Below are 12,301 nucleotides of genomic sequence, written 5' to 3' on the forward strand. Positions count from 1 at the left end.
CCCTTACTGAACCTCGACGACGGCCGCTTCCTCCTTGCGGATGGAAAGCTCGTAGCCGCGCACGTTGATCTCGACCGGATCACCGAGCGGCGCAACCTTTACGACCTTGAACGAAGTGCCCTTGATGAGCCCCAGGTCCATAAGGTGGCGGCGCAGCGCGCCCTCACCGTGAAGCTTGACGATGGTAGAGCTCTCGCCTACCTTAACGTCACCCAACGTCTTCATCCTCTTGTCCCCCTTTCGGTTTTAATGAAATGCTGCGGACTAACCGACGGTCATGATGTGCATGGCAACCTTGGAATCGATGCCAAAACGTGCGCCCAGCACGGTGACGATGATATTGGCACCACTCGAGCTCACCACGTGAATCTCGCTGCCCTCGACAAAGCCAAGGTCCTTGAGGTGGTGCTTCATGTCCTCATTGCCCTTTACCCGAGACACGCGCACGGTTTCGCCCGCCTTTACCATCGAAAGCGGCATGGCCGGCATCTGCGGTCCGCAAGACATGAGTGAGCTCCTAACGTCGGTTCGTCCTCAACATCGACGCGGTAAAAGTTAACCACGTCTATGTTCGCTTTAGTAAACTAACATGTGGTTAACTTTTTTGAAAGGGTCTCTATTCAGTTTTCGAAAAAGTTTCCTATACGAAACAAAAGAGGCACCGCAAAGAGCGCCTCCTAGAGATGTGACAAAGGGACTGTCCGCAGTCCCTTGTTGCGTTTAGAGCGAGAGGTTTCTGATCGACGTGACGCACGAGGCCTCGTCTACGCCTGAAACGCGAAAGACGATGTCCTCGCCACATTCGCCGTAAAGCGCCATGAGGCCCATCACGTCACGGCCATCGGTATGGCGGTCGCCGATGCTGACCGACACGTCGCTACGATGCTTGGCGATGATGTCGTAGAGTAGCGCGACCGGGCGGGCATGCAGTCCCAACGGATCTTTAATCGTCTTTGTAAACTCGACCATGTCCCCTCCCGCGGTATCGCTCATTCGGCTGGCAAACCCAGACACGTGGTAGTTATTGTAGCGTTAGATAGTTGTTGCGACTCGCCAAAAGCTCGACCGGAAACTGCGTCCCATTATTTGGCTGGATTCTGGGTTGCGGCTTCCCAAGGGGCCCTGTTTGGGAAACTGCAACCCGTTCTGGACGCAAATTCCGGGTCGCAGTTTCCGCGGCGCCCGGTCATCCCGGGCCACCGCAGCATCGGCGCATAAAAAGCGAGGGAAGGCACGCGTCCTTCCCTCGTTACAGGCAATATGTAGCCGCTCGCCTACATCAGGCGCAGGCTGACGTCCTTGAGCTGGGCGCCAGAAACGGGACTCGGGGCGCCCGACATGAGGTCGGAGCCACTGGCCGTCTTGGGGAACGCCATGACGTCGCGAATGGAGTCGGAGCCGGTGAGCAGCATGCACACGCGGTCCAGGCCCAGGGCGAAGCCGCCCATCGGGGGCGCACCAAACTTGAGCGCCTCCATGAGGAAGCCAAACTGCGACTCGGCACGCTCCTCGGTAAAGCCCAGGAGCTTGAGCATGGACATCTGCATCTCGGCGTTGTGGATACGCATACCGCCGCCACCGGCCTCAAAGCCGTCCATGACAAAGTCGTAGGTGCAGGAGCCGGCTGCCAGCGGATCGGCCTCAATCTTGGCGATGTCGGTCTCGGTCGGCAGGGTAAAGGGCTGATGCTCGGCTGCATAGGCCTTGCGGTCCTCGTCCCAGTGGAACAGCGGGAAGTTGACGATCCACAGGAAGTCGTGACCCTCGCGCTTGATCTCGAGCGCGTTGGCCATGTGGGAGCGCATGCCGCCCAGGATCTCGTCGGAAAGCAGGCGCGGGCCGGCGGCGAACATCACGAGGTCGCCGGGCTCGACGTCCATGCGCTCGCGCAGAGCCGCCATCTCCTCGTCCGAGAAGAACTTGACGATGGGGCTGTTGATGGAACCGTCCTCGCGGAAGGCGATCCAGGCCAAGCCCTTGGCGCCAAACGTGGAGGCCACGCCGGCGAGTTTATCGATCTTGGCGCGGGCCCAGGCACCGGCGCCCTTGGCGTTGATGGCCTTGACGACGGAACCCTCCTCGTTTGCGGCGGTCGCAAAGACCTTGAACTTGGAGTTGGCAAAGATGTCGGTCAGGTCGACCAGGTGCATGCCATAGCGGGTATCGGGCTTGTCGGAGCCATAGGTGTCCATGGCCTCCCAGTAATCCATGCGGCGCAGCGGCGTGGGCATCTCGACACCCATGCGGCCGAAGGCATCGGACAGGACCTCTTCGAGCGCGCTCATGACATCGTTCTGGTCCACGAAAGACATCTCGATATCGACCTGGGTGAACTCGGGCTGACGGTCGGCGCGCAGGTCCTCGTCGCGGAAGCACTTGGCAACCTGGTAGTAGCGCTCGACGCCGCCGACCATGAGCAGCTGCTTCAGAAGCTGCGGGGACTGCGGCAGAGCGTAGAAGTTGCCCGGCTGGATGCGGCTGGGAACGATGAAGTCGCGGGCGCCCTCGGGCGTGGACTTAAACAGGGAGGGCGTCTCGACCTCCATGAACTCACGGTTGTGCAGTGCCTCGCGAATGGCAAAGGTGAAGTCGGAGCGCAGCTTGAGGTTGGCCATCATCTCGGGACGACGGAGGTCCAGATAGCGATAGCGCAGACGGGTGTCCTCGCTGGTCTCGATGCCATCCTCGATCTGGAACGGCGGGGTGACGGACGTATTGAGCACCTCGGCATGGTCGGTCAGGACCTCGATCTCGCCGGTGGCGAGCTTGGTGTTGGTGGTCTCGTCGCCACGGGCGCGCACGACGCCGTGAATCTTGATGGGCCACTCGGGACGCATGGTCTCGGCGATCTTAAAGGCATCGCCGTCAGAATGCTCGGGGTCGAAGGTGAGTTGCGTAATGCCCTCACGGTCGCGAAGGTCGCAGAAAATAAGACCACCGTGGTCGCGGCGACGGCTCACCCAACCGGTGAGGGTGACCTCTTCGCCCACGTTCTCGCGGCGAAGCTCGCCGCAGGTACGGGTGTGCATGGAATGCTCGTCGATGGGACGGGTCTGGCTCATACCAGTGATCCTCCTTTATGGATCTGTGCCGCCCCGTGTCGTTCCGGGCGGCGTCGTACAGATTCGCCCGGCCTGCGTAAACCGCGCAGCCGGACATGGCGTTCTATCTTATCGCACCCGCGTCGATGTGCCGCGAAAAAGTAGCTCCTGCCCAAAGACTTGACGGAGACGAAACAATTGGCGCACCGCGACTGTCGCCGAGGCGCGCCGCGTGCGACAATGTGCCCCAATACAACTGCACCCGGAAAGGCCCAACATGTCTGCACGCCTCATCGTTATGGATATCGACTCCACCCTCATCAACCAGGAGGTCATCGACCTGTTGGGCGAGGAAGCCGGCGTGGGCGAGCAAGTGGCGCAGATTACCGAGCGCGCCATGCGCGGCGAGCTTGACTTTAAGCAAGCGCTCGAGGAGCGCGTGGGGCTGCTTGCCGGCCTGGACGAGAGCGTGTTCGAGCGCACCTTTGAGCGCGTGACGTTTACCCCCGGCGCGCTGGAGCTTGTGCGCTCGGCGCACAGCAAGGGCTGGAAGGTCGGCGTCGTGAGTGGCGGCTTCCACGAGGTTGCCGACAAGATCGTGGCTGCCGCGGGCATCGACTTTTGCCTGGCCAACCGTCTGGAGGTCGTAGACGGCAAGCTCACCGGAAGACTGGCGGCAGACATCGTGACCAAGGAGTCCAAGCTTATCCAGATGCTGGATTGGGCAGTTGAGTGCGGCGTCGATATTGCCCACACGGTCGCTATTGGCGACGGCGCCAACGACATCCCCATGATTCAGGCCGCGGGCACGGGCATCGCGTTTTGCGCCAAGCCCAAGACGCGCGAGGCCGCCCCGTTTGCCATCGACGAGCGCAACCTGATGCTCGCCATGGACATCATCCTGCGTGACTAGCCGATTCGTCTAACAATTGAATCAGTCTGTCCTATAGTTTCCGAACAATTTTATCTTAGTGTTCGGAAATATACCCTTTGAGTGCTAGACTTTGCGCCGTCGAAGGGAACATATATATGGATAAGCGAGATCTTGAGCAATTGCTGAGCGATGTTGCCGGCGGGGCAGTCACCCCTGCCGACGCCCTCACGCGCATCCAGACGGCTCCGACCGCCGATCTGGGTTTTGCGCAGCTCGATCTTTCACGCGGGGTACGCCAGGGAGCCGGCGAGGTTATCTACGGCGCCGGTAAAACCGCCGGGCAGATTGCCGCCATTATCGAAGCGCTGCGCGATGCAGGCCAGGAGCGCATCCTGGTCACGCGCTTGGACGCCAAAAAGGCCGCCCGTACCTCGGAATTTCTCGGCAACGGCATCGACCTGGGATATGTCCCGGACGCACAGCTCGCCCTCGTGGGCGGCAAGCCCTCCCCCACCGGCAACGGACGCATCGTCGTCGCCTGCGCCGGTACGAGCGACCTGCCCGTCGCCGAAGAGGCGGCACTGACGGCCGAGTTCTACGGCAACGAAGTCGATCGCCTCTACGACGTAGGTGTCGCCGGCTTGCACCGCCTGCTCGCTCATGCTGAGGAACTTGCCCAGGCGCAGGTGGTCATCGCCATCGCCGGCATGGAAGGCGCCCTGGCAAGCGTCATCGGCGGCCTGGTGAGTTGCCCGGTCATCGCCGTTCCCACCAGCGTGGGCTACGGCGCGAACCTTGGTGGCGTGGCCGCGCTGCTCGCCATGCTCAACTCCTGCGCCAGCGGCGTCTCGGTCGTCAATATCGACAACGGCTTTGGCGCCGCCTATCAGGCAAGTCTTATCAATCATCTGAGCGCCGGCACGCCCTGCGCCCGCTAAGGAGCATTCCATGTCCAACCACCAGCACACGCTTATCATCGACGGAACCTCGGGCATCAGCGGCGATATGACCGTCGCGGCTCTGCTCGACCTGGGCGCCAGCGAGGAGCACCTGCGCGAACAGCTCGCCACGCTGCCGGTCGACGGCTTTACGATCGCCGTGACGCGCGTAAACAAGCATGGCATCGACGCCTGCGATTTCGAAGTCCAGCTTGCAGAGGAGCTCGAGAACCACGATCACGATATGGCCTGGCTCTACGGCAACGAAGCAGCTGTCGAGCATATGCATGAGCACCACCATCATGACCATGACGAGCACGAGCACGAACACTGCCACGAGCATGGCCATGAGGCTCACGGTCATGGCCACGAGGGCCACCATCACGCCCACCACCATCACCACCGTTCTTTGACAGACGTCACCGCCATCATCGACGGCTCGCAGCTGAGTGGCGGTGCCAAGCGCCGCGCTCTCGCCATCTTTACCGCGCTGGCTGCCGCCGAGGCCAAGGCACACGGCAAAACGCCCGAGACCGTCATGTTCCACGAGGTGGGCGCCGTCGACTCCATCGTCGATGTCTGCTCGGTCGCCATCTGCCTCGACGACCTGAGCATTGAAGACATCGTGGTTGAGTCGCTCTCCGAGGGTCACGGTACCATCCACTGCGCCCACGGCCTTATGCCCATCCCGGTGCCCGCCGTCGTCAACCTATGCCAAGCAGGCAATATCGCCCTCACGCCCGCACCGGTCGCCGGCGAGCTCGTGACGCCCACGGGCGCCGCCATCGTCGCCGCACTGCGCACGTCCGAGCACCTGCCGGCCCGCTACCGCATCGAGGCCGTCGGCTACGGCGCCGGTAAGCGCCCCTACGAGGGTTGCTCCGGTACGCTTCGCTGCCTGCTCGTTCACGCAGACGCATAGCCATGGATGCCCGCAAGGCCAAAAGCCGTGCCGCGATCGTCGCGGCGTTCTCCGAGCTCCTGTGCGAGGAAGATTACGGCAAGATCACTGTCGGCGACATCATCGCGCGCGCTCGCGTAGGCCGCGCGACATTCTACGGCCTCTTTAAGAGCAAAGACGACCTACTGTCCGAGCTCGTGAGCGACATCTGTACCCACGCCCTCGACGACGATGGCACACCGCTCGACGACCCATTCGTGCAGGTCGAGCATATCCTTAGCAACCTGTGGAAACGCCGTCAGGGCGTGAGGGCCCTTGTAGCCGGCGCCGGCTCACGCGTCTTCGCCGACAGCCTCCGCAAGACCATCATGTCGCTCGCGGCCGAAACCGTCCCCATCGATCCCACAGGCCCAGCCGGCACCATGGACCGCAGCTTCCTCCTCCATCACATAGCCTCAAGCTTCGTAGCCACCGTCCAATGGTGGGCCTGGCACAACTTCCAATCCAACAAAGCCGACGTAGCCAAAGACTACCTCTCAGCCATACAGCCCCTCTTCAGCTAAGTAAGACGCCACCCCAAAGCGCCATCCCAACAAAGCGCCCACCCCATCCCCAAGTTACGCTTTCTTGTAAGAGCACCCAAAAAACAAAGCGACCCTAACATCCAAATTCAGATATATATGTTGGGTTGCTTGTTCCAATCCAACTGGATTCCCGCAGGGTCCGGCATAGGTTAACTTTCCGCCGCATTCCGCAGGACGCAAGAAGCTCCCGCCGCACGAAGTGCGCAGCGGGAGCTTCTTGCATGTCCGAGGACGCGGCGGAAAGTTAACCTATGCCGGATCCGGACGTTATATCAATTGCCTTCGACTAGAACATACCCAAGAAGCCATGCACAAACAGCGCGGCCACAATAGCACCGACAAACGGCGCAATGCCAGGAACAAGCAGGCCATACTTCCAGTTGTTGTCAGCCTTGTTCTTAATCGGCAGCAACTGATAGGCCATGCGAGGACCAAGGTCACGTGCCTGGTTCATGGCGAAGCCGGTGATGCCGCCCATGCCCATGCCAACGGCCCAAACGATCAGGCCGACGCAGATAGCGAGCATCAGAACGTTCTCACCAGCGCGGCTAGCGGCAGCAAGGATGGCGCTGATGAACACAAAGGTGCAGATGGCCTCGCAGAAGAAGTTGCGGGCATAGTTCGTACCCTCGGTGGTGGGGTTGGTCGAGAAGATGTTGCGCTGAGCAATGGGATCGACGACGCCTTCGGAAGCCTTGAACTCATCGGCATACATAAACCAAGCGATCACAGCACCCACAAAGCCGCCGAGCATATCGGCAAGCATGAAGGGGATGCAGTTGCCCCACGGCACCAGACCGACGATGCACTGGGCAAGCACCATAGCGGGGTTCATGCACACGGCGCCGCCAAAGACAAACAGGCAGACCGAGATGCCAAAAGACCAAGTGGTGATGGCAAACATATGGCCAGAGCCCTGATACTTGGTGCCTTTGAGCACGGTATCGCAGTGCACGCCCACGCCAAAGACGATCATGAGGGCCGTCGCGCCGAATTCGCAGAGGAGTTTGGTAAGCATAAAACCTTATCTTTCTTATTGGTTACAAACGATTCGTTTAAGCCGCGCACTAGTGCTGGGCGACGACAACACCCAGGCCATCGGGGATGACGGCGACCTTGGCGTCGGCACCCTTCATCTCAAAGGCGAGCTTGAGCGCCTCCTCGAGGGTGTTAACCGGCGTCATGTGCATATCCTTGAGCATCTGGTGGTCGCACAGGTCGGTAACCATGATCACAGGGTGATGTGCCAGGATGCGAGCAAAAATCTGGCTCGTCCACTGATCGGGCAGGGTCTCGTCCTTGGGGCGATCGATGCAGGCACGCTCAAACTCCGCCGGATCGTTGTCGGCGATGTTGTGATAGAAGCCCTCGCCGCCGTGACCGTCGGCGCAGCCGGCGACATCGATGATCACGCCGCCCTCGGGAAGCGTGGCCTCGGCAGCGCACATGCCCTTCACGGCCTGGTAGATGTTCTGGTCGAGCGGGTAACCACCGTTGGTGGTGATGGCAATCTCGCACTCGACGGGCTCAACGCCGGCAAGGCTCTTCACGAACTCGCAGCCAGCCTCGTGTGCCTTGTGGATGTCACCGGCAAAGGAGCCAATGACCTCGTGCTTGCCGTTGAGCACCACGTTAAGCACAAAGGCAAGGTGAGCCATCTCGGCAGCGGCGAACATATCCTCGCTCACGTGGTTGTGGCACAGGTTGCCGGCACGCGAATGGGAGTCGTTCACAAACTGACCGTTGTGGTTGTACATGATGGTCTTATAGCTGGCGATGCCGGGCAGGACAGACTTTCGGCTGCCAGAGAAGCCGGCAAAGAAGTGCGGCTCAATGAAGCCCTCGGCAAGAAGCAGGTCGCAATCGGCAGCGATCTTGTTGATGATGCACTCGCCACCAGAAGGTAGGGTGCCGATCTTCTTCATCATGCTGTCGTCGGTTGCGACATGCATAACGATTTCCTCGTTGGCAACGATGTCCTCGCCATACTTGTTGACGAGCTCCTCGTGCGTCGACGGACGGTGCATACCCGTAGCAACCAAAATACGCACACGAGCCTCGGGCGCAGCGGCATGAATGTGATGCAGCAGAATAGGCATCGTCACACGCGAGGGAACGGGACGCGTATGGTCGGAGCTGATGATGACGATGTTCTTTTTACCAGCACAAAGCTCCTCGAGCGAAGGTGAGCCATAAGGGTTGGCAAGCGACTCCTCTACCAGTTCTTCCTGCGATTTCGTAGTCTTAAACTCGTTTTGATGACCTTCCATCACACCCGCGAAGTTCTTGTCCTCGAGCTCCAGATGCAACGTCTTGTGGTCAAACGGCAGTTCACATTCAAACATTGACGAGCGCCCTCTTCCTTTCAACTGACACACTAGTCAAACCGTCGGAAGGATACGCCGTTCACCGAAAAACACCACCGTCCACCGACTCATTAACACAACGTTCATATTTGACCCACAACAAAACGACCGCGATCCCAAAGGGAACCGCGGCCGCTACAGTCGTAAGGCGAGAAGCGCCACATGCATCTCAATCCCAATCGATAAGACGCGAAGCGCGGAGCGCCAAACGCGCCGCCGGGACAAACCCCATCCAAAACGCGCGAAGCGCGCCATTCTCCCCTCAGCTGTAATCCCTGAAGACCGAGGCCGAAGGGGCCCAATGGGTTTCCCGCTGAATGCATTCCGCAGCACGAAGCCCTTTCCAAACGCGCGAAGTGCGCCATTATTTCCCCAGCCAGTAATCCGCCGAAGACCGGACATCGAAGGGTCCGCCATAAGTTTACTTTTAGGCACACTCCGCAGGACGCGAGAAGCCCTCGCCGCACGAAGTGCGCAGCGAGGGCTTCTTGCATGTCCGAGGACGTGCCTAAAAGTAAACTAATGGCGGGCCCGGACGACTACAGGGCTATCGATTACCCCGTGTTTTGCAATCCTGCCGAGACGCCGGTCACAGTCGAAAGAATCAGGCTCATGTACTCGGCCTTCTTCTCCTCGGCCATCTCGTCCTGGTTCATACGCACCTCGCGAAGGGCGCGGACCTGGGCGATGGACAGGGCATCAACATAGGGGTTGCGCACGCGAACGGCGCAGCCGAGCACGCGACGACGCTGCAGCGGCCACTCGTCACCGACGATGGCAAGGACCCACTTACGGGTGAGCTGTATCTCGGTAAAGACCTTCTCGGACAGATCCTGGCGATCGCCCAGGTGCAGATACATCTTGGCGATGCGCTGGTCGGTCTTGGCGATCGACATCTCGATGTTGTCGATAAAGGTGCGGAAGAACGGCCACTCCTGGTAGGCAGCCTTAAGCTGGTCAAGGTCGCCCAGCTGCTCGCAGGCGGTGCCCAGGCCGTACCAAGCGGCCAGATTGATGCGCGCCTGGCTCCAGCTAAAGATCCACGGAATGGTACGCAGGTCGTCAAGCGACTTGGCACCCAAGCCGCGCTTGGCGGGACGCGAGCCGATCGGCAGCAGACCGACCTCGGTCAGCGGCGTCACGGTCGAGAACCACGGTGTAAAGTCCTCGGTGTTCAGCAGGTCCAGATAGCGCTCATGGCTTACTGCGTTGAGTTTCTCGGCCATATTCCAGAACTTCTGCGTGGTCTCGGTGTTGGTCTTCTCGACACTCGGGGCCGACTGCAAAAGCGTTGCGGCAGCAACGGACTCAACATGGCGCTGAGCCAGCGTGCGGTTGCCGTAACGGGCAAAGATGACTTCGCCCTGCTCGGTGAGCTTAAAGAAGCAGTTGACCGAACCCTTGGGCTGCGCCAGCACGGCCTTGTTGGCCGGGCCGCCGCCACGGCCCACGGCACCGCCGCGACCGTGCATGAGCACCAGGTCGATATCGTTCTTCTCGGCCCACTTGGCGATGCGCTCCTGCGCGGAGTGCAGCGCGAGCATGGCCGTGGTAGGACCGGCATCCTTGGAGGAGTCGGAATAGCCCAGCATGACCTCCATGCGGCGGTTGGTCTGGGCAAGGCGCTTTTGCACCACGGGCAGCGTGAGCATCTGATCGAGCACGTCGACACAGCCCTCGAGGTCCTCGAGCTGCTCGAACAGCGGGATCACGTCGAGCTCGGGGACATCCTCCTCGTGTGCAAAGGACAGGTGGGCAAGCTCAAAGACGTCGGCCACATGCTGGGCGCTCTTGGTGAACGAGATGATGTAGCGATGCGCCATCTTCTTGCCGTAGCGCTTCTGGATGGAGCCGATAGCGCGGAAGGTATCGATGACCTCGCGCGTCATGGGCTGCAGGTCGCCATGGATACCGTTCTCGTGGATATCCTTGAGGGCGCGGGCGTGCACCACGGAGTGCTGACGGAACTCCATCTCGACCATATGGAAGCCGAAGGACTCGACCTGCCAGATGATGGTCTGGACCGGGCCGTAGGCAGCACGGACGGCACCGCAGGCGGCCAGCGAGCGCTGGACGACACGCAGGTCCTCCAGGAACTCATCGGCGCTGTGGTACATGGTGTCGGTGATGCGACGCACGGTGGCGTTCAGACGGTCGGCCATGACGAGCATGACGGCGCGATGCGGCTCGTGCTCGGAGATCAGTTCAGCACGTGCGGTGTACTGGGCGCTCATCTCGACCTGATGGTTCCACAGGTTGATGAGCTCGGCAGACGGCTTGCTGTAGGTGGCCTCGAGCGTGAGGTTGCGGCCGATGCGGCGGCACTTGTCCTCGAGCTTGAGCACCATGTGGGTGAAGTACTTGGCGGCGACCTCACGGCTCACCTTGGCGGTGACGTTGGGGTTACCGTCGCGGTCGGAACCAATCCAGCTGCCGGGATGGAAGAACGCCGGGCACAGCGGCGGCACGGTACCGGCCTTGTCGCCCAGCACCCAGTCGTCAAAGCGACGATAGATGACGGGGATGACGTCGAACAGCGTGTTATCGAAGATGTCGATGATGGTATCGGCTTCCTCGACCGGCGTGGGCTTCTTGAGCGCGATGGGGCTCGTACGCACCAGGGCGTCGATCTCCTGCAGCATATGGCGCTCGTTCTCCACCAGGTCGGAGCCGCCCAGGCGCGGACGCTCCTCCAGCAGGTTGGAGATACGGCGAATCTTGCCCTCGACGGCCTTGCGACGGGCCTCGGTGGGATGCGCGGTAAAGACGGGATGGAACTCAAGCTTGCCGAGCAGCCCGTTGGCGCCCTCGACACCCAGCTCATTCACCAGCTGGTGATAGGCGACGGTGAGCTCGTTGGCGGGATCGACCTCGGTATCGGTCGACGCACCGGCCTCGCGCTCGCGCAGCTGCGCCACACGGTAGTTCTCCTCCGACAGGTTTGCCAAGTGGAAGAAGCTCGTAAAGGCGCGAACGATGACCTGCTGCTTATCGAGCGGCAGACTGTCGATCAGATCGACGACCTCGCGAAACGCCACGGCGGTGGGCTCGTCGGCGGTGGGCACGCCCTGCTCGTCGACGGCCTCGTCGGCAGCGCGGGTACCGGGGTTGCCGGCATTGGCCACAATCTCGGCCGACAGGATTTTGTCGAACAGGTCCGCGATCTCGGGATCATACTCGCTAAGCACACGACGCTCCAGGCGTAGGAACAACGCCAAATTGTCGCGCAGCTCCTCGGGGATCTCGATCTCGGCGAGACGCTCCCTGGACTCGGCATTCGAGCCGATTCGGTTAACGAGGCGGTTGACCACGGCAGCGACGCGCGCCGCGGCTTCGGGTACAGACTGGTTGCTTAGGTTCTCAGCCACGTTTCCTCCCATTCCTCCTTCTATGCACGTAACATGCGGTATTCATTATAGGCGCTTGAGAAATACTTTCGACACTGATTGCGCTTTACCACACAAAAGTATTTTCTGCATTGCAAGGGTTTTTGCCCTAAATGGTCGTATTTCTCGGTGGACGGCATACACAAACGGGGGCATTCCGCATAAATGCGAAACACCCCCGTAACAATCGCTCGCAATGAACGGGACACTC

At 60.7% G+C, this 12,301-nt stretch carries 11 protein-coding genes; 4 read left to right on the forward strand and 7 right to left on the reverse strand.

Going from position 1 to position 12,301, the window contains the following annotated elements:
- Window positions 1-3: 3 nt before the first annotated feature.
- The 4 genes from DW123_RS02310 to aspS form a co-directional block, all read right to left on the reverse strand.
- A complete protein-coding gene (locus DW123_RS02310; protein ID WP_006234774.1) occupies window positions 4-225 on the reverse strand; it encodes a FeoA family protein in 222 nt (73 codons plus the stop codon).
- Window positions 226-264: 39 nt separating this feature from the next.
- Window positions 265-507 (reverse strand): FeoA family protein, encoded by a 243-nt coding sequence (locus DW123_RS02315; protein WP_040358815.1) that lies wholly within the window; start codon window positions 505-507, stop codon window positions 265-267.
- 213 nt (window positions 508-720) lie between these two features.
- Entirely contained in the window at window positions 721-969 is a 249-nt protein-coding gene (locus DW123_RS02320) for an HPr family phosphocarrier protein (RefSeq protein ID WP_035136856.1), read from the reverse strand.
- 305 nt (window positions 970-1,274) lie between these two features.
- The gene (gene aspS / locus DW123_RS02325) at window positions 1,275-3,062 is read right to left on the reverse strand and encodes an aspartate--tRNA ligase (protein WP_117798995.1); all 1,788 of its coding nucleotides are present in this window, start codon (window positions 3,060-3,062) and stop codon (window positions 1,275-1,277) included.
- A gap of 256 nt (window positions 3,063-3,318) precedes the next feature.
- On the opposite strand from aspS, the gene serB reads away from it, so the two are divergent.
- From serB to DW123_RS02345, 4 genes are all read left to right on the forward strand, one after another.
- Complete coding sequence (gene serB / locus DW123_RS02330; RefSeq protein WP_118273079.1) at window positions 3,319-3,954, forward strand: phosphoserine phosphatase SerB; 636 nt, start codon at window positions 3,319-3,321, stop codon at window positions 3,952-3,954.
- A 116-nt stretch (window positions 3,955-4,070) separates the two neighbouring features.
- Window positions 4,071-4,853, forward strand: a complete 783-nt coding sequence (gene larB, locus DW123_RS02335; protein ID WP_118273080.1) for a nickel pincer cofactor biosynthesis protein LarB — start codon at window positions 4,071-4,073, stop codon at window positions 4,851-4,853.
- 10 nt (window positions 4,854-4,863) lie between these two features.
- Window positions 4,864-5,775 carry a LarC family nickel insertion protein gene (locus DW123_RS02340; protein ID WP_118273081.1) on the forward strand — a complete coding sequence of 304 codons (912 nt, stop codon included), beginning with the start codon at window positions 4,864-4,866 and terminating at the stop codon, window positions 5,773-5,775.
- A gap of 2 nt (window positions 5,776-5,777) precedes the next feature.
- Window positions 5,778-6,317, forward strand: coding sequence for a TetR/AcrR family transcriptional regulator (locus DW123_RS02345; RefSeq protein ID WP_118273082.1), 540 nt, complete (start codon window positions 5,778-5,780; stop codon window positions 6,315-6,317).
- 307 nt (window positions 6,318-6,624) lie between these two features.
- Here the strand turns inward: DW123_RS02345 and larD are convergent, their stop codons facing one another.
- The 3 genes from larD to DW123_RS02360 form a co-directional block, all read right to left on the reverse strand.
- Window positions 6,625-7,356, reverse strand: coding sequence for a D/L-lactic acid transporter LarD (gene larD / locus DW123_RS02350; protein WP_117734678.1), 732 nt, complete (start codon window positions 7,354-7,356; stop codon window positions 6,625-6,627).
- A gap of 49 nt (window positions 7,357-7,405) precedes the next feature.
- Window positions 7,406-8,683: a nickel-dependent lactate racemase gene (gene larA, locus DW123_RS02355; RefSeq protein WP_117793995.1), complete on the reverse strand. Its 1,278-nt coding sequence runs from the start codon at window positions 8,681-8,683 to the stop codon at window positions 7,406-7,408.
- Window positions 8,684-9,258: 575 nt separating this feature from the next.
- Window positions 9,259-12,072, reverse strand: coding sequence for a phosphoenolpyruvate carboxylase (locus tag DW123_RS02360; RefSeq protein WP_369831505.1), 2,814 nt, complete (start codon window positions 12,070-12,072; stop codon window positions 9,259-9,261).
- Between the last annotated feature and the right edge of the window lie 229 nt (window positions 12,073-12,301).

This window comes from Collinsella sp. AM10-26 (genome assembly GCF_003472525.1).
In the GTDB taxonomy this organism is placed as follows: Bacteria; Actinomycetota; Coriobacteriia; order Coriobacteriales; family Coriobacteriaceae; genus Collinsella.